This window comes from Lysobacter changpingensis, assembly GCF_017308985.1.
Taxonomy (GTDB): Bacteria; Pseudomonadota; Gammaproteobacteria; order Xanthomonadales; family Xanthomonadaceae; genus Lysobacter_J; species Lysobacter_J changpingensis.
Genome location: NZ_JADWPE010000002.1, coordinates 398,607 through 416,386 on the forward strand (window position 1 = coordinate 398,607; position 17,780 = coordinate 416,386).

Sequence of the window (17,780 nt, forward strand, 5' to 3'; positions counted from 1 at the left end):
CCGGGCAACAACGCGCCGAGCACGACGCCGGCGCGAAAACTCATGGACACAAGGGGGAGTCGTGGCTTCGAGACACGCAGGGATTCTGGCCGCGGTACTGGTCGGCTTCGCGCTGGCCGGCTGTGGTGGCGGGGGTGGCAGCGACAGCGGAGACGACGGAGGCTCGTCGACCCCGCCGCCGGCGCCGGGCCCGAGCGGCACGGTGACGATCACGCCCAGGGGGCCGGTCACCGCGACCGCCACCGTCGGGGAAACGGCGACGGCGATCCTGGAAGGCACGTGGAAGGCGAGCGACGGCGCCGCCGGCGCGCCGGTGCACCTGAAGGTGGTCGACCTCGGTGACGCCTTCAACGCGCCCGGCGTGAAACCGGCGCCAACGAACGGCACCTTCCGCTACGAGCTCGCGATCCGGAACGACCTGATCGCGGGAATGCACGCCGACCGGCTGCAGATCACCGCGTGCGCCGACACAGCCTGCTCGCAGACGTATGGCACGCCGGTCCAGGTCGATTACCGCATCGAGATCACATCGCTCGGCGAGTGGGAAACGCTGATGCGCGATGCCTCGCACACCAGTTACGTGCCCACCCGGATCGATCCGGCGCGATTGAAGCTGGCGTGGGAATGGACGGCGCCGATGGCGCCCTCGGCCGTTGAGAGCTACATCGCTCGTCCGACCACCACGAGCGGCTCGCTGCTGGTCATCAGCGGCAACACCATGAGCGATGGCAGCCAGCGCGGCTCCACGGTCGTCCAGTTCGATGAAGCCGATGGCACCTCGCGCTGGAACCGTCCGATTTCGGACGAATTGCACGGGGTCGCGCCCGGCAGCAACGGGAAACTGGTCTACCTCGCCAAGGTGGGCGGCAACGAGCTGATCACCGCACTCGACGGCAAAACGGGCGCAGTGGCCTTCACCTACGCCGAGACGACGCAGCCGCTCGCGACCACGCTGGCTCCCTCGCGTCGCGACGGCACCATGTACTTCTTCGCGGGCTACAACGGCGACGAACTCCACGCCGCCAACGCCGAAACCGGCGTGCGCGACTGGGCGATGCCGCGCGTGGGCCTGCTGTCGGCCACCCCGACGATCGACGATACGTACGTGTATTACCCGGCCGGGCAGACGATCGAGATGCTGGATCGCAGGACTGGCGCCCACGTCGCCAGCATCTTCGACCCGTCGGCAGACGGAACGCCGCTTCCGGGATCGGGTGCGGTGGTGCTCGGTGGGCGGGGCAATCTGATCGCGCGCTCGTACCGCGACGGTTACGGTGCACGCCTGTCGAGCTTCAGCATCGCCGACCGCAGTTGGGAATGGACCACCACCTCCAACTACAACCAGTTCTTCGCCGTCGCGGACGGCGTGATCTACGCGCTTCGCGGAGGCTATTCGCTGACGCTCGATGCGATCGACGAACGCAACGGACAGGTGCTGTGGTCGTGGAGCCCGCCGGCGGAGTACGCCACCCAGAAGAACACCCTCGGGAACGTCGTGGCGACGCAAGGCATGGTGTTCTTCGGCACACAGGACAACACGGGCGGCACGAGTTGGGTGTGGGCGGTCGACACCGCGCAGCGCAAGGACGTCTGGCGCACGCCCGGCGCCGGCTACATCGTGATCTCCGGCAGCCGCACGGTGTACCTGTGCTCCGGCCCGCCGGGCGGCCTCATGAACCGCGTGCGCGCGTTGCGGATGCGGTGAGCCCAAACGCCCCGCCGCGCAGGCGGCGGGGCGTTCCGGATGGATGCCTGGCTGCGCGGTGACGTCACGAGATCAGGCGCCAGGGAACCCGGCCGAGCGGCATCTCCCCACGCGACGCAGCATGCGTCGCCCGTTCCAAGTCCGCGGCGTCTGCCTCAGCGCGAAAGCGTCGCCAGCAGCAGGTTGCGGATCACCGCCTGCAATACCGCCGCCTTGCCGGCGTCGTACGCGAAGCTGTCCTCGTCCATGTAGTTGCGCTGGCTGACTTCCAGTTGCACCGCTTCAATGCCGCGCGCCACATCAGCGTAATGGCGCGTGATGTAGCCGCCCTTGAAGCGGCCGTTCACGACATGGTCGAAGTCGATCTGCCCCGCCAGCACGGCTTCAAGTCGCTGCTGCAGAGCGGGCGAACAGCTCGCGCCGCCGGACGTGCCGAGGTTGAGGTCCGGCAGGCGGCCTTCGAACAGGAACGGCAGGTCGCTGCCGCGGATCGAATGACCTTCCCACAGCACGACGCGACCGTGCAGGGCGCGGATGCGTTCGATCTCGCCGGCCAGCGCCTCGTGGTACGGGCGCCAGTAACGTTCGACGCGCTGCGCCACTTCCGCCTCGTCCGGGGCCTGCCCGTCCAGGTAGACCGGTTCGCCGGTGAACTGCACCGCCGGGCACAGGCCGGTGGTGTTCTGGCCAGGATAGAGCGAGGTGTCGTCCGGCGGGCGGTTCAGGTCGACCACGTAGCGCGAGTGGCGCGGCACGATGATCGACGCGCCCAGTTCGCGCGCGAAGTCGTACAGCACCGAGACGTGCCAGTCGGTGTCGGGCGCGCGACGTGCCGCCGGCACCATGCGCGCGGCCAGTTCCTCGGGAATGTGGCTGCCGTCGTGCGGCAGGCTCACCAGCAGCGGCGCGGTGCCGCGATGCAGGGTGAAGACGTCGGTGTCGTGCGAAACGTTCATCGTAGGGTCTCGGTGCGCGCGCTCAGCGCATCAGCACCACTTCCTCGGCGCTGGTCGGATGGATGGCGACGGTGTCGCGCAGGTGGTCCAGGGTGATGCCGCGCTTGAGCGCGACGGCGAAGCCCTGGAGGATCTCGTCGGCCGCTTCGCCGAGCAGGTGGATGCCGACGACGCGGCGCTCGTCGCCCACGCACACCAGCTTGAACAGGCTGCGCTGCGGAATGTCGGCGAGCGCGGCGAGCATCGGGCGGAATCCCGCGCGATAGACCTGCACCGCATCGCCATGCACTTCGCGCGCCTCGCGTTCGGTCAGCCCGACCTGCCCGATCGGCGGGTGCGAGAACACCACGGTCGGGATGTCGCGCGGATCCAGCAACGCGGTCGCGCCGCCGTACAGGCGGTCCATCAGCCGGCGCGCGGCGGCGATGGCGACGGGCGTGAGCGGCGGATCGGGCGTGATGTCGCCCACCGCGAAGATGCCCTCGACGTTGGTCGCGTGCCGCACGTCCACGGCGACGTGGCCACCGACGTCGGTGGCCACGCCCGCGCGGTCGAGTTGGAGGCGCTCGCTGTTGGGCTTGCGGCCGGTGGCGAACAGCACCGCGTCGAACGGCCCGCTGAGCGATCCGTCGTCGCAGCGTACGCGCTTGCCGTCGTCTTCCAGCGCCGCGACGGAATGACCGAAATGCAGGTGGATGCCCGACTGCCGGTAGTCCTCGCCCAGTTGCAGTGCCAGTTCGTGATCGAAGCCGTTGAGCAGGCGATCACCGCGCACGAACAGCTCGACGCGACTGCCCAGCGCCTGCAGCAGGCCGGCCAGTTCGACCGCGACGTAGCCACCGCCGACGATCGCCACGCGTCCGGGCGCGGCGCGCCACTGGAAGAAATCGTCCGACACCGCGCCCCATTCGGCCCCCGGGATGGCGGGACGATGCGGCCGACCGCCCGTGGCGATCAGGATGCGGGGTGCGCGCAACCGCGTGCCGTTCTCGCATTCGACCGTCTGCGCGTCGACGAAGTGGGCGAAGCTCGGCACGACCATGATGCCGGCCTCGTCGAGCCGACGACGGTAGCTGGCGTGGATGTTGGCGATGTAGCGCTCGCGATGGACGATGAACTCCGGCCAGTCGAGGGTCGCCGGCGGGATGTCGAAGCCGAGCGTCTGCGCCAGCCGGAGCCGGCCGGCGACGTCCGCCGCGAGCCACATCGCCTTCTTCGGCACGCAGCCCACGTTCACGCAGGTGCCGCCCAGCAGGTGCGGTTCCAGCAGCGCGACGCGCGCGCCATGCCCGGCCGCGCGGAACGCACCGGCGAGGCCGCCGGAGCCGCCGCCGATGACGATCAGGTCGAAACCGGTCGCGTCGATGTTCATGTGCGAAGGCTCATGCGTGCGCGCTCACGAAAAGCGCTCGAGCGCGTAAGGCGCCGGATCGATGTCCGGCCGGCGCCCGATGACGAGGTCGGCGACGAGCTGGCCGGTCGCCGCGCTCATGCTCACGCCCATCATGCCGTGACCGGTGGCGACGACGATGCGGTCGTTGCCGGGCACGCGGCCGATGATCGGCACGTCGTCGCAGCTCATCGGCCGCCAGCCGAACCATTGCTCCTGCTTCTGCGCGCCGTAGGGCTCGTGCAGGTATTCGCTCGCGCCGCGCTCCAGCGCGGCCAGGCGGCGCGGATTGAGCGTGTCGTCGTAGCCGCTGAATTCCATGGTGCTGCCCAGCCGGTAGCCACTTTCCCACGCGGTCACGCAGACCTGGCGCTCGCGCAGCACCAGCGGCCGGCGCGGCACGCGCGAGGGCGTGGAGTACGTGATCGAGTAGCCCTTGCCGGGCTGGATCGCGCCTTTCAACGCCGGTGCGCCGATCGCATCGGCGAGCTTCGGCGACCACGCGCCCAGCGCCATCACCATCTCGCGGGCCGCCAGCTCGCCCTGCGAGGTGGACACGCGCACGCCGTCGCCGTCCTCGCGCACGCCGGTGAACGCGCAGTGTTCGACGATGGTGCCGCCGCGCGCCCGCACCACGCGCGCGAGTTCGCCGACGTAGCGGTCGGGTCGCAGCACCGCATCGCCATCGAAGCGGATCGCGCCGGCGACGCCGGGCTTCAGCGCCGGCTCCATCAGTTCGTATGTCGGGCCGTCCACCACGTCCACGCGCACGCCCAGCTCGCGCAGGAATCCGACTTCGTCCTGGAAATGCTCGAACTCGTGCGGATCGCGGAAGACGTAATCCTCGCCGGAATGGGCGAATTCGCAGGCCAGGCCGTAATCGCGTACCCAGTCGGCCAGGCGATCGCGCGAGTCGTTGAGGATGGCGGACTTGGCACGCGCACTGCTGCGCCAGTCGCGGTCGTTGCAGCGGACCGCGAAGCGCAGCAGCCACGACCAGAGCGCGGGATCGAAACGCGGTGCGACGTACAGCGGCGCGTCGGGCGTGAGCATCCAGCGCAGCGCGCGCAGGACGACGCCGGGCGCGGCCAGCGGCGGTGCGTGGCTGGGCGTGATGGTGCCGCAATTGCCGTGCGAACTGCCGCCGCCGACGCGGCCGGCGTCGATCACGCGGACGCTTCGTCCGCTCTCCAGAAGAGCCAGGGCGCTGGCCAGACCGATCACGCCGGCGCCGACGATCACCACATCTTCGCGCTGTTCCATGGGCATGAGTTTAGGGGCTCCGGGCCGTCGCGGTCCGCATGGGCGGAAGATGCCCATACGTGCAAGCCCGCCAGAGCCATTCCACCGGACCGAAGCGGAACCGGGCCAGCCAGGCCCGGCTCGCGACGACCTGCACGAGAAACAGCGCCACCATGCCCAGCAACTGCCAGCGACGCGGCACCTGCCCCCACCGCCCCAGGCCGTAGCCGTAGAACACCCATGTGCCGACCAGCGACTGCAGCAGGTAGTTCGTCAGCGCCATGCGGCCGGCCGGCGCGAGCGCTCCCAGCAGGCGCGCCCCCGTGCGCGTGTGCAGCGCGCGCAGCGTCCACGACAGATAGCCCAGGCTCATGAGCGGCGAGGCGACCAGCATCAGCGACATCGCGAGCAGCGCGCGGCCGGCATTGGCCTCCAGGTCGAACTGGACCGCGACCGACGCGCTCGCCAACGCGAGCGCCACGCCGGCCGGCAACGCGACGAACCGCAGTGCGCGATGCAGACCGGCGTGCGCGGCGGGCTCGGCGATCGCCCCGCTGCGCAGCAGCCATGCGCCCAGCAGGAACACGCCGATGGCGAAGACCTCGAACACGAGCGTCTCGTCCAGGTTGCCGACCAGGAAACGCGCACGCTCCCGCACGGCGTCCGGCCAAGAGCCGGTCGTATACGCGGCGATCTCTCCGGCGCGACGGGATTCCTCCAGCGCACGCCGCGCCGTATCGGTGACGTTGCCGGTATCCGCGACCGACGCCGGATCGACCCACATCCACAACGCGCCCATCAGGACCATCGCCAGCGCGGGCAGTCCGTAGAGCGCCGCGCCCCAGGCCCCCTGCCGTTCGGGCGCGGCATCGCGGAACCACAGCAGCACGAACGCACCCAGCGCGTACGGGACGAGGATGTCGCCCGCCCAGACCAGCAGCGCGTGCGCGAGCCCGATCACCAGCAGCCCCGTCGCCCGGCGCAGGTGCAGCGTCCGGAAGTCGGTGTCGGCGGCCCGCGCGCGTTCGTCCATCAGCGCGAACCCCATGCCGAACAGCAGCGAGAACAGTATCCAGAACTTGCCCTGCACGAACACGTACACCAGCCACGAAAGCGCGTGGTCGAACGGCGCCTGCCCCGGTTCGAGTCCCTGCCCCATGTCGCGCAACGGGCGGCCGAAGTACTCCACGTTCATCAGGCCGATGCCCAGCAGCGCGAGTCCGCGCAACACGTCCAGCGACACCAGACGCTCGCCGGCGGCGACCGGCACGGCCGGTCGCGCGTCTTCGCCGGATCGCATGGTCAGCATCCGTCCTTCCCCTGCATCGGTCTCCCCCGTTTGCCGCTGAACGATTAGAGCATGCGGTGCGTCGGCGATCCTGCGAAAGACGGCAAGCACGCGGTCGGAGAACGCCGCACGCGTGGATCGGAACCGGCCGCGTCCGCCGGTGCGTCACCTTCGTCCGAAAAAGAAAGGCCCGCTTGCGCGGGCCTTCCGGATCGATCGAAGCGCGGATCAGTGGTGGTGACCGCCGTCGCCGTGCACGTGGCCGTGCTCGATTTCTTCCGGCGTGGCTTCACGCACGTCGACGAGCTCGATGGCGAAGTGCAGGTCCTTGCCGGCCATCGGGTGGTTCAGGTCGACGTCGACCACGCTCATGCCGACCTTCTGGATGGTGACGGCGCGCGGACCGAAGTTGGTCGGCAGCACGGCCTGCATGCCCGGCTCCAGGCGGGCGCCCTTGAAGTGCTTCTTCGGCACGCGCTGGGTCAGGCCTTCGCGACGCTCGCCGTAGGCTTCGGCGGCGGGGACGTCCACTTCGAACTTTTCGCCGGCCTCGCGCCCATCCATCGCTTTCTCCAGGCCCGGGATGATGTTGCCGTGGCCGATCAGGATCGCCAGCGGATCGCGGCCCTCGGAGGTTTCCAGCGGCTCCTGGCCGACTTCGGAGACGGTGTAATGGAAACGGACGACGCGGTCTTTCTCGATCTTCATAGGACTGGAACTCGGCTGGTGGCCGCGACGGCGGCGGCGCGGATGCGGCGGCAGGCTTGCCGTCGGCGACATGAACGGCCAAAGTACCGGCCGTGACGAAAGCTCGGCATTATCCCGGCAAGCTCATTCCCGCGCCAGCGCGCGGCCTCCGCCTCTTTCTCGCGATCGGCCTCGCGGCGGCGCTCGCCGGCTGCGGCGGCGGTCGCGAAACCGTGCGCCAGGCACCGCCGAAGCAGCGCGCCTGGCCGGTGGTCGAGCCGGCCGATCCGGCGGCGGCGAACGCCGTGCTGATGCGGGCGATCAGCCTGGTCGGCACGCCCTATCGCTACGGCGGCAACACCCCCGAGGGCGGCTTCGACTGCAGCGGGCTGGTCAATTACGTCTACCGCGACATGCTGTCGCTGAGCCTGCCCCGGACCTCGCGCGACCTCGCCGCGTACCAGGGTCCCAGGATCGTGCCCGAGCGCCTCGCCGCGGGCGACCTGGTGTTCTTCGGCCAGAGCGGAACCGTGACCCACGTGGGCATCTACGTCGGCGAAGGCCGCTTCGTGCATGCCCCGAGCACCGGCGGGACGGTGCGCCTGGATCACCTCGACGGCAGCTACTGGCGCGACCACTACACCGGGGCCAAACGGATCCTGCGGTGAAGGTCGGGTGAACCCGTTGGCACGATTTGTGACAGGCGGCGAGTTCAGATAACGAAAAACTTACGAAATTCGAACGACATTCGTCGCTCACGCAGGCATCATCCCCGCGATTCTTTTGCGTGATGACTGCGTGATGTCCCTTCCGACCATTGGCGCCACCGCCGCCCCGACCTGCCGACACCGGACCTCGATCCGGTTCGCGATCGCCGCCGCGCTGGCCCTGATGGCCGCTCCCGCCTTCGCGCAGCAGATGCCGTCGTCCTCGCTGGCCGGCGATTCCGCCGACGCCCCGGCCCCGGTCGCACGCCACACGCTGACGGAGGCGATGAGCCTGTCCGACCGCGCGCTGCTGCTCGCCACCGACATGAACCGCGTGGTCGCACCGGCCGCCGCTGCCGCCGATCCGGTGGCGCACCTGCCGGCCGAGGAGCAGAGCAAGATCAAGACCGTCCTGCAGCGCGCGATGGCCCTGCTGGGCACGCCGTATCGCTGGGGCGGCAGCGATCCGAACAAGGGCTTCGACTGCAGCGGCCTGGTCGGTTACGTGTTCCGCAACGCCCTGGGCATCGAACTGCCGCGCGTCTCGCGCGAGATGGCCAAGACCGGCGAACTGGTCTCCGATCGCGCCAAGCTCAGCGCCGGCGACCTGGTGTTCTTCGGCCGCCGTGGCCGCGTCGACCACGTCGGCATCTACGTCGGCGAAGGCCGCTTCGTCCACGCGCCCAGCCGTGGCAAGGACGTGCAGGTGTCCAGCCTGGAGACGGGCTACTGGAGCCAGAAGTTCATGGAAGCGCGCCGTATCGACGGGATCTGATCCGTCGGCAAGCGCGTGAAGGAAAGGCCGCCGTTGGCGGCCTTTTTTGTTTGGAGGTGGACCTCGTCCTGGATGGACCGGTGCGGGTTCAAGCGCGGCTGAAGGTCAATCCCCGGTGCGCTTCGCTTGCCCGGGCTACGACAGCGGGGCTCAGGCGCCTTCGTTCACCGCGGCGAGGCGTTCGACGGTCTGCTCGATGCCCTTGCTCAGGTCCATCACCTTGAGCGCGTACTCGGCCAGGCGCTTGTCGTCCTCGTTCACCGGCGTCCACGGCGGTACCGGCGTGGGCTTGCCCTCCACCGCGTCCAGCGCGACGAAGACGATGATGCAGTGCGTGCACAGCCGCTCCTGCTCGGGGCCTTCCATCGGATCACGCGCCTTCACGTCGACGGCGAAGTGCATGCTCGTGGTGCCGGTGTGGACCAGCTTGGTGTGCACGGTCACCAGGTCGGAGATGCGGATCGGCGCGACGAAGCGGATGCCGCCAACGGCGACCGTCACGCTGTAGGTGCCGCTCCAGCCGACCGCCGCCGCGTAGCCGGCCTGGTCGATCCACTTCATCACCATGCCGCCGTGGACCTTGCCGCCGTAGTTCACGTCGGTCGGTTCGGCGAGGAACCGCAGGTTGAGTTCGCGCTGACGTCCGCTCATGCCGTCGCTCCTTTCCGATCGTCCATCCGGTTCATCACGCCCAGGTGGCGCACCACCGCCGCGCCCACGCCGTGCACGCCCGTGCGCAGGCGGTCGTCGTTGAGGACGCCGTAGTCGGTCAGCTTGTCGGCCGCCTGCCCCACCGCGACCTGCTGCGGCACGACCAGCAGGCCGAGTTTCGCAAGCGCGTCGCGCAGCACCAGCAGCGAACGCAATCCGCCCAGCGGGCCGGGCGAGGCGGACACGATGCCCGCCACCTTGTCCTGGAACAGCGTCACGCCGGAACGGCCGGACTCGAGCGGTCGCGAGATCCAGTCCAGCGTGTTCTTCACCAGCGCCGGCATCGAGCCGTTGTACTCGGGCGTGCTGATGAGCAGGCCGTCGTGGTTCGCCATCAGCGCCTGCAGTTCGCGCACGGGCGCGGGCATGCCGTCGGCTTCGATGTCGCCGTCGTAGACCGGCAGCGGGTAATCGCGCAGTTCGATCAGCGTGACCTGCGCACCCGCGGAGCGCGCGCCTTCGGCCAGCACGTGGACCAGGCGCCGGTTGTAGGAGCCCTGGCGCAGGCTGCCGGCGAAAGCGAGCAGGCGGGGCGGTGAATCGGTCATCGCGGGCTCCGTGTGGCATCGATACCAAGGCGTTCGATTATGCGCGGCCGGCGCGCGCTTGCGGCGGCAACGCGCGCGCGCGATCCTCGCCGCACCGCCGGCGCCCGCGCGCCGGCTTCGAGGGAGGCAGCGCGATGGGACGCACGATCCTTGGGATGCTGGTCGGCGTGGTGGTCGCGATCGCGGTGATCGCGGCGGTCGAGGCGCTCGGACATCGCGCGTGGCCGCCGCCGACCGGACTGGATCCCACCGATCCGGCCAACGAAGCCGCCTTCGCCGCGTTCGTCGCGGCAATGCCGTTCGGCGCGAAGCTGCTGGTGCTGATCGCGTGGGTGCTGGGCACCTTCGTCGGCGCGCTGGCGGGCGCGAAGCTCGCGCGGCATCAGACCGCCGCCGCGCTGCTGGTCGCGCTGGTGGTGATGTCCGGCGTGGTGGGCATGATCATGAAGGTGCCGCATCCGACCTGGCTCGCGGTGGCCGGCCTGCTGTTGCCGATTCCGGCGGCGCTGCTCGCGGTGCGGCTGGTGTACCGGCGTTCGACATTGCCGCGCGTGTCCTGACGCGCGCCGCCGCGCCCGGCGTGATCGTCCGCGCGACGCGGGCGCTTACACTGTGCGCTTCCCACGCTTCGACTTCGCCATGCGCCTGCCCACCGCGCTTTGTGTCCTGCTGACCGCGTTGTCCTCCCTGCCGCTGCACGCTGCCGAACCGTTGCTGCCGAAGGCGCGCGCGTACGAATCCCCCGACGCCTGGCGCCGTCCCATCGCGCCGTTCGCGTTGGGCGATCGCAGCTGGTACATCGGCACCGAAGGCCTGAGTGCGGTGCTGGTGAAGACCGATGCCGGCGCCGTGCTGATCGACGGCGGCCTGCCGGAAGCGGCCGACATGCTGCTCGCGCACATGCGCGATCTCGGCGTCGCGCCGTCGGACCTCAAGCTGATCCTGCACAGCCACGCGCACATCGATCACGCCGGCCCGATCGCCGCGATCAGGCGCGCGACCGGCGCGCGGGTCGCGACGAACGCCGAATCGGCCGCACTGCTTGAACGTGGCGGTTTCGACGACCTGCATTTCGGCGACGGCATGCTGTTCCCGCCGGTGCATGCCGATCGCATCGTGATGGATGGCGAGGTGGTCGAACTCGGCGGCGTCGCATTCACCGCGCACTTCACGCCCGGCCACACGCCGGGAAGCCTGAGCTGGACCTGGACCGACGCGAAGGCCGGCAAGCCGCTGCGCATCGCCTACGTCGACAGCCTGAGCGCACCGGGCTACAAACTCGTCGGCAATCCGCGCCAGCCGCGCATCGTCGACGATTACCGCCGCGCGTTCGCCGAAGTGCGCACGCTTCCGTGCGACCTGCTGCTGACGCCGCATCCGGATGCGTCGGGCTGGAAGCTCGGCGAATCGACCACGCCGACGACGCTCACCTGCCGCGCCTACGCCGACCGCGCGCAGGCCGCGTTCGACAGGACGCTGAAGGAACAACAGGCCGCCGCCGGCAAGGGCGCACGCTGATGCCGTACACGCCCATCGTCGCCACGCTCGGCTACGTGCTCTCGCCCGACGGCCGCCAAGTGCTGATGGTCCATCGCAACGCGCGGCCCGACGACCACCAGCTCGGCAAATACAACGGGTTGGGCGGCAAGCTCGAAGCCGACGAGGACGTCGTCGCCGGCATGCGGCGCGAGATCCTGGAGGAAGCCGGCATCGAATGCGAGGCGATGCAGCTGCGCGGCACGATCAGCTGGCCGGGCTTCGGCAAGCACGGCGAGGACTGGCTCGGCTTCGTCTTCGTGGTCACGCGTTATCGGGGCACGCCGCATTCGAGCAATCCGGAAGGCACGCTGGAATGGGTGCCGATCGAAAAGCTCGACGAACTGCCGATGTGGGAAGGCGACCGCAACTTCCTGCCGCTGGTGTTCGACGACGACCCGCGCGCGTTCCACGGCGTGATGCCGTACCGCGACGGGCGCATGGTGTCGTGGTCGTACTCGCGGGTGTGATCGCTACTTCGCCATCCGCACGCTGCCGCGCCCGTCCTTCTGCTCGAACATGAAGCGGTAGGTGAGCGTCACCGCCTCGCGGATCTCCGTGTAACCGCCGCAGCTGCCCACGGTGTCGTCCTTCGTCTTCGCATCGGGGAACACGCAGCGCAGCGCGGGATCGTAGCGCCAGCCGGCCACCGCGCCGCGCACCGCCTCGAAGAACGCCGGGTCCGCGGGTTCCGGGCAATTCGGCGGCGCGATGGCCGGCGCGGACGACAGCACGCCGCCGTCGCGATCCACGCCGACGCGCACGCACACCGCCTGCAGCGGCAGGCGCCGCGCGAGCAACGTTTCGGGATACGCCGGCATCGGGTTCGCGTCGTCCTCGATCGGCATCAGGAAGGATTCGTTGTCCGCCAGCTCCATGCGCGAGGGCTGGGGAATCAGCGCGCTGATCTCGTTCATGCCGACCTGGCCGGAACGCGTGGCCCCGTCGTTCGCGATGGGCGCCTGCGTCGCGCATCCGGCGAGCAGCAGGGTGGACAGGATCCAGCAGCGGTGACGCATGGGCTTCCTCCGTGAAGGCGCGGCCGGGCTATCCGGCCTGGTACTCCATGTTTACCGAAAACGGGGTGGTTTCGACAAAGCCGAATCTGGCGTAAAGGTGCTTCGCGTCGCCATCGGCCACCAGCGAGACCACCGCCGAGGGCGGCGCGTTGGCGCGGAGCCAGCCATCGAGCGCGGTCATGATCCGCTTGCCCAGGCCCTGCCCCTGCAGCGCCGGCGTCACCGCGATGTCGACCACGATGAAGAAGCAGCCGTCGTCGCCGATCACGCGGCCCATGCCGACCACCTGCCCGTCGAGCAGCAGGCTCACGCCGTACAGCGTGTTCGGCAGCCCGCGTCGCGCCGCTTCGAGCGTGCGCGGCGCCATGCCGGCCTCCGCGCGCAGGCGGCAGTAGTCCGCAGCGCCCGGGAAACGTTCGACCAGTTCGACCAGTTCGACCCGGGCGGCGTCCATCAGGCGGTGTCCCGCGTCGCGTGGACCTCGGCCTTCTCGCCCGCGGCCACGCCGAGGTTGCTGGATGCGGCTTCGTACACGTCGCGGTCGAGCAGGCCGGATTCCTTCGCCACGATCACCGGCACGACCATCTGGCCCGTCACGTTCGTCATCGTGCGCATCATGTCGAGCACGCGGTCGATCGCGACGAGATAACCGATGCCTTCCAGCGGCAATCCCGCGGCGGAGAGCACCAGCGTCACCATCACGATCGCCGTGCCCGGCACGCCCGCCGTGCCGAAACTGCCGAGCACCGAGGCGATGAGGATCGTCGCGTATTGCCCCGGCTCCAGGTGCAGGCCGAAGTACTGCGCGACGAACATCGACGTCAGCGCGGGATAGATCGCGCCGCAGCCGTCCATCTTGATGCTCGCGCCCAGCGGCACGGCGAACGCCGCGTAGTCCTTGTCGACGCCGAGGTTGTGCGTGACCGAGCGGATCGCCGCCGGCATCGCCGCGAAACTCGACGAGGCGACGAACGCCACCTGCATGCCCGGCGCCGCGCCGCGGAAGAACTTCAGCGGATTGAGCCCGTGCAGCGCGATCAGGCTGCCGTAGACGAACACGATGTGGATCGCGCACGCCAGGTACAGCGCGAACACGAACGTGCCCAGCGGCAGCAGCTTCTCGAATCCGTACGCGCCCACCAGCGAGGCGATCAGGCCGAAGGTGCCCAGCGGCGTCATTTCCAGCACGAAGCGCGTGACCTGCACCATCGTGTCGCTGGCTTCGCCGACCAGCTTGCGCAGGCCGGAGACGCGTTCGCCCAGCTTCACCAGCGCGAAACCGACCAGCCCGGCGAACACGATCACCTGCAGGATCTTGCCTTCGCTCAACGCCTTGAACGGGTTGGTCGGAATGACGTCGAGCAGCACGTCCTTCGGCGACGGCACCACGCGCACGGTGTAATCGGCGGCCATGGTCAGGCCGCTCACGCCGTGCCCGGGCTGCAGCAGCCAGCCGATGAGCAGGCCGACGCCGACCGCCAGCGCGGCGGTGATCGCGAACCACACGAACGTGCGTCCGCCGAGCGCCGCGACCGATTTCTGCCCGTGCAGGCTGCCGATGGCGTTCATCACCGCGAAGAAGACCAGCGGCACGGCGATCATCTTGATGAGCGTGACGTAGATCGTGCCCAGCGGCCCGAACCAGGTTTCGGCGGAGTGGCCGAAGGCCCAGCCCGCCAGCGCGCCCAATACGAAGCCCGCCAGCACGCGCTGCCAGAACGGGATTCGCAACCAGGCGGTGACCAGCTTCATCCGGACCTCTTTACCCAAACTGTCGGCTTGGCACGATAGCGGACCCCGAAGGGGGTGACGACCCCGCGAATGCAACGCCGGTGTCCCGTGGCTGCAATAACGCGGCCCATAATTGCGGTTCGCCTTTCCACGACGCCCCTCGATGCACCGACTGTCCCAGATCCGCTTGAAGCACGCCGCCCTCGCCTTCGCCACCACCCTGCTCGCCACCGCCTGCGCCACCGGCGGCACGACGACCGATCCGGCAAAGCCCAACGCAGTGGACGTCGACGTCCCGTCGATCCGCCATCCGGCCGACGAGACCCCGCAGTGGTGGTTCCGCGACGGCGCCGCGCAGGCCGCCCGGCGCGGCGCGATGGGCGGACGCGCGAAGAACGTGATCCTGTTTGTCGGCGACGGCATGAGCCTGACGACCGTCGCCGCCGCGCGCATCCTCGACGGCCAGCGCAAGGGCGGCCCGGGCGAGGAGAATCGCCTGAGCTGGGAAAATTTCCCGGCCACGGCGTTGAGCCGGACCTACAACACCGATTCGCAGACGCCCGACTCGGCCGGCACGATGAGTGCGATGGCCACCGGCGTGAAGACGCGCGCGGGCGTTCTCAGCGTCGCCCAGCAGCCGCGGCGCGGCGACTGCGCCGGCGCGCAGGCCGCGCCGACGCTCACGCTGTGGGAGATCGCGGCCAGCCGCGGCTTCGCCACCGGCGTGGTCACCACCACGCGCGTGACCCACGCGACGCCGGGCGCGACGTTCACCCATTCCTCCGAGCGCAACTGGGAAAACGACACCGAACTGAGCGACCAGGCGCGTGCCGCCGGCTGCGTCGACATTGCGCGCCAGTTGGTGGAAACGCCGTTCGGCCACGGTCCCGACGTGTTGATGGGCGGCGGTCGCAAGAACTTCATGCCGGTGTCCGAACGCGATCCCGAGTACGACGACAAGGTCGGCGAACGCCTCGACGGCCGCGACCTCATCGCGCAGTGGAAACAGCGCCATCCCGGCGGCACCTATGTGTGGAACGCGCAGCAGCTGATCGATGCGCCGTCCAGCGGCCCGCTGCTGGGCCTGTTCGAACCCGACCACATGCAGTTCTCCGCCGATCGTCCGCGCGATGGCGCGGGCGAGCCGACGCTGGCCGAGATGACGCGCGCCGCCATCGCCCGCCTGCGGCAGAACGACAAGGGCTTCGTGCTGCTGGTCGAAGGCGGTCGCATCGACCATGCCCACCACTACGGCAACGCCTACCGCGCGCTCACCGACACCATCGCGCTGAGCGAAGCGGTGCAGGCCGCGGTGGATGCGACCTCGGCGCAGGACACGCTGATCCTGGTCACCGCCGACCACTCGCACACGCTGAGCTTCGTCGGCTATCCCACGCGCGGCAATCCGATCCTGGACAAGGTGCGCGGCAGCAGCGGCGAGGACGGCGGCTTCGGCGAGTACGCACTCGACCAGCTCGGCCTGCCGTACACCACGCTCAGCTACAGCAATGGCCCCGGTTACGTCGGCGGCGGCGCGCAGCAGCCGGAAGGCCCGAAGCGTTTCCTGCACTCGCCCAGCGGTGTGCAGATCCCGAAGCACGGCCGCCCGGACCTCCGCAACGTCGACACCCAGGACCCCGATTACCTGCAGGAAGCACTGGTGCCCACCGGGAGCGAAACGCACGGCGGCGACGACGTCGGCATCTGGGCGCGCGGTCCGGGCAGCGAAGCGGTGCGCGGCAGCGTCGAACAGAACACGATCTTCCACTTCCTCCTGCAGTCGATGCCTGCGTTGCGCGAGGAGCTGTGCAAGGTCGGCGACTGCGACGACCACGGCGTGCCGGTGGGCTTGCCGGAGCCCGGGAAGTTCCGGGGGTGATGTTGTTGTCGTTGTAGTCCGGTGGCGGGCTCGACTCTCAAACCCGGGTGCGCTTGGCTTACCCGGGCTACGAAGAACATCGCCGTCCGAGAACACCGTCGTCCCGACGGGATCGTCATCCCGGCGAAAGCCGGGATCCAGGCCCGCAACGCACGGGCACTCCGCTGACAGATAAGCCACCGGCGAGGAAGTGACCGCGCCGCAACACCCCTCAGCTATCCCCGTCCCGCTTCCCCTCGCCCGCCTTCGACACGCTCCGCGCAGCGCCCTTCGGCGGTTCCAGTGCCGCGGTATCCCGGTCGAATTCCGATAGCGGGCTTTCCGCCGGGCACGCCTTGTCGGGGAAGCCGTAATCCGTGCGCAGCTTCAATCCGCAGTCGTTCAGCGCATCCAGATCGGTGTCCGGCGTCTTGCAGCGCTTGTCGAACGCGCGCACGAACGAATCGCGGCGGCTGACGAAATCCTCGCCGCACTTGCGCATCAGGCGCAGCCGGTCGAGGTCGTCCTGCGCCGGGTTCACGCCGTCCAGGCCGTAGAGCTCCAGTTCCTCGGTCGTGAGCAGGCGCAGGCTGCGGTTCGGCACCGCCATCATCAGGTCGGCCACGGCGGTCGCCGCGCCGTTGCGCTCCAGGTACTCGCGCACGCGGTCGTAGACCACGCGCAGTTCGGCGTTGAGCTGCGCGCGCGTGGTCGCCGTGGAACTCATGCGGATGATGCGGTGGATGCCCACCTGCCCCGCGATCATCCGCGTGTCGCCCGCGCCGAGGATGAACACGCAGGCGCTGTGGCAGATCGCGCCTTCGCGCACCCAGATCGTCCAGCGCGATTCGGCGATGAAATCGCCCACCTGGATCGCGTCCTCGACCTGGCCGCCGGCCGAGTCGATGTCGAGCACGCGCTTGTGGATGTCCAGTTCGTCGGCGACGTCGGTGACGCGCTCCACCAGGGTGCCGAATTCGCCGGTGATCTTGCCCTTGTAGCGAAGGCGCGCCACGCCGGCGTCCTCGCACGGCTTCAGCGCGGCCTCCAGGCCCTCGCGGTCGAACTTCGCCAGCACCTCGCCATCGCCCTGCTGCGCGTAATCGAGCTCGCAACTGATCGACGCCGCGCCGGCGGTCAGCTCGAGCGGCCCATCCCAGCGCTTGCGCGGCTCGGCCACGGGTTCAGGGCGCGCCGCCGCACGCGGTCGCAGGATCCGCTGGCGGGTTTCCGGCTCGACCGGCACCACCTTCACCGGCGCGGTGCTGATCGCGCCGCCGTCCTGCGGGCCGACGTTCTCCTCGATCACCATGCCGTGCGTCACCGGTTCGGACGGACGCTGGCAGGCGATGGTGGCGAGGCAGAGCGACAGCAGGGCGACGGCACGGAGGGACATGCGGGAAAAGACTCGAAGCTGGGGCGGCGTGCGCCTGAACGGGCGTACCGCGAAAGACGAAACCACAGCTTACGGCGTGCGTGCTGACTCTGCGCGGACCGCGCGCGGCGCGGGCCCACGATGCCCGACGAAGCGGGCTCATCGCGCGCATTCATCAATGCCGCACGCGATTCTCTCCGGCGTCGGCAGATCGGCGAAGCGGTTCCGCACCGGCGCGTGCAGCGCGGGAGC

Annotated in this window: 18 protein-coding genes; 7 read left to right on the top strand and 11 right to left on the bottom strand. The window is 69.6% G+C overall.

Annotated features, from left to right (window positions below):
• The first annotated feature begins 61 nt into the window (after positions 1-61).
• Positions 62-1,705: an outer membrane protein assembly factor BamB family protein gene (locus tag I4U41_RS18270; protein WP_206859729.1), complete on the top strand. Its 1,644-nt coding sequence runs from the start codon at positions 62-64 to the stop codon at positions 1,703-1,705.
• Positions 1,706-1,860: 155 nt separating this feature from the next.
• Here I4U41_RS18270 and hutG read toward each other — a convergent pair whose 3' ends face one another.
• The 5 genes from hutG to I4U41_RS03430 form a co-directional block, all read right to left on the bottom strand.
• The gene (gene hutG, locus I4U41_RS03410) at positions 1,861-2,661 is read right to left on the bottom strand and encodes an N-formylglutamate deformylase (protein ID WP_206859730.1); all 801 of its coding nucleotides are present in this window, start codon (positions 2,659-2,661) and stop codon (positions 1,861-1,863) included.
• A 22-nt stretch (positions 2,662-2,683) separates the two neighbouring features.
• Positions 2,684-4,033, bottom strand: a complete 1,350-nt coding sequence (gorA, locus tag I4U41_RS03415; RefSeq protein ID WP_206859731.1) for a glutathione-disulfide reductase — start codon at positions 4,031-4,033, stop codon at positions 2,684-2,686.
• 24 nt (positions 4,034-4,057) lie between these two features.
• Positions 4,058-5,314, bottom strand: a complete 1,257-nt coding sequence (locus I4U41_RS03420; protein ID WP_206860390.1) for an NAD(P)/FAD-dependent oxidoreductase — start codon at positions 5,312-5,314, stop codon at positions 4,058-4,060.
• A gap of 10 nt (positions 5,315-5,324) precedes the next feature.
• A complete protein-coding gene (locus I4U41_RS03425; protein WP_206859732.1) occupies positions 5,325-6,593 on the bottom strand; it encodes a DUF418 domain-containing protein in 1,269 nt (422 codons plus the stop codon).
• Positions 6,594-6,809: 216 nt separating this feature from the next.
• On the bottom strand, positions 6,810-7,289 hold the full coding sequence (locus I4U41_RS03430; RefSeq protein WP_206859733.1) for an FKBP-type peptidyl-prolyl cis-trans isomerase: 480 nt from the start codon (positions 7,287-7,289) through the stop codon (positions 6,810-6,812).
• 92 nt (positions 7,290-7,381) lie between these two features.
• Between I4U41_RS03430 and I4U41_RS03435 the strand changes: the two genes are divergently transcribed.
• Complete coding sequence (locus I4U41_RS03435) at positions 7,382-7,936, top strand: C40 family peptidase (protein WP_425492468.1); 555 nt, start codon at positions 7,382-7,384, stop codon at positions 7,934-7,936.
• A 223-nt stretch (positions 7,937-8,159) separates the two neighbouring features.
• Positions 8,160-8,750 (top strand): C40 family peptidase, encoded by a 591-nt coding sequence (locus I4U41_RS03440; protein ID WP_425492503.1) that lies wholly within the window; start codon positions 8,160-8,162, stop codon positions 8,748-8,750.
• A gap of 150 nt (positions 8,751-8,900) precedes the next feature.
• Here the strand turns inward: I4U41_RS03440 and I4U41_RS03445 are convergent, their stop codons facing one another.
• Both I4U41_RS03445 and I4U41_RS03450 read right to left on the bottom strand, forming a co-directional pair.
• The gene (locus I4U41_RS03445) at positions 8,901-9,401 is read right to left on the bottom strand and encodes an acyl-CoA thioesterase (protein ID WP_206859735.1); all 501 of its coding nucleotides are present in this window, start codon (positions 9,399-9,401) and stop codon (positions 8,901-8,903) included.
• Entirely contained in the window at positions 9,398-10,009 is a 612-nt protein-coding gene (locus I4U41_RS03450) for an NADPH-dependent FMN reductase (RefSeq protein WP_206859736.1), read from the bottom strand. The genes I4U41_RS03445 and I4U41_RS03450 overlap by 4 nt, the downstream gene beginning before the upstream one ends.
• A gap of 134 nt (positions 10,010-10,143) precedes the next feature.
• On the opposite strand from I4U41_RS03450, the gene I4U41_RS03455 reads away from it, so the two are divergent.
• From I4U41_RS03455 to I4U41_RS03465, 3 genes are all read left to right on the top strand, one after another.
• Positions 10,144-10,569, top strand: coding sequence for a hypothetical protein (locus I4U41_RS03455; protein ID WP_206859737.1), 426 nt, complete (start codon positions 10,144-10,146; stop codon positions 10,567-10,569).
• 79 nt (positions 10,570-10,648) lie between these two features.
• The gene (bla, locus tag I4U41_RS03460) at positions 10,649-11,527 is read left to right on the top strand and encodes a subclass B3 metallo-beta-lactamase (protein ID WP_206859738.1); all 879 of its coding nucleotides are present in this window, start codon (positions 10,649-10,651) and stop codon (positions 11,525-11,527) included.
• Positions 11,527-12,015: an NUDIX hydrolase gene (locus I4U41_RS03465; protein WP_206859739.1), complete on the top strand. Its 489-nt coding sequence runs from the start codon at positions 11,527-11,529 to the stop codon at positions 12,013-12,015. The genes bla and I4U41_RS03465 overlap by 1 nt, the downstream gene beginning before the upstream one ends.
• 3 nt (positions 12,016-12,018) lie before the next feature.
• Here I4U41_RS03465 and I4U41_RS03470 read toward each other — a convergent pair whose 3' ends face one another.
• From I4U41_RS03470 to I4U41_RS03480, 3 genes are read right to left on the bottom strand one after another with little or no spacing between them, the layout of a single operon-like run.
• Positions 12,019-12,564, bottom strand: a complete 546-nt coding sequence (locus tag I4U41_RS03470) for a hypothetical protein (RefSeq protein ID WP_206859740.1) — start codon at positions 12,562-12,564, stop codon at positions 12,019-12,021.
• 28 nt (positions 12,565-12,592) lie between these two features.
• A complete protein-coding gene (locus I4U41_RS03475; protein ID WP_242524978.1) occupies positions 12,593-13,018 on the bottom strand; it encodes a GNAT family N-acetyltransferase in 426 nt (141 codons plus the stop codon).
• Positions 13,018-14,316, bottom strand: coding sequence for a dicarboxylate/amino acid:cation symporter (locus I4U41_RS03480; RefSeq protein WP_206859741.1), 1,299 nt, complete (start codon positions 14,314-14,316; stop codon positions 13,018-13,020). The genes I4U41_RS03475 and I4U41_RS03480 overlap by 1 nt, the downstream gene beginning before the upstream one ends.
• Positions 14,317-14,458: 142 nt before the next feature.
• Here I4U41_RS03480 and I4U41_RS03485 point away from each other — a divergent pair, with 142 nt between their 5' ends.
• Positions 14,459-16,174 carry an alkaline phosphatase gene (locus tag I4U41_RS03485; protein WP_206859742.1) on the top strand — a complete coding sequence of 572 codons (1,716 nt, stop codon included), beginning with the start codon at positions 14,459-14,461 and terminating at the stop codon, positions 16,172-16,174.
• 211 nt (positions 16,175-16,385) lie between these two features.
• On the opposite strand, the gene I4U41_RS03490 is transcribed toward I4U41_RS03485, so the two are convergent.
• Positions 16,386-17,549 carry a COG3904 family protein gene (locus I4U41_RS03490; protein WP_206859743.1) on the bottom strand — a complete coding sequence of 388 codons (1,164 nt, stop codon included), beginning with the start codon at positions 17,547-17,549 and terminating at the stop codon, positions 16,386-16,388.
• Positions 17,550-17,780 lie beyond the last annotated feature (231 nt).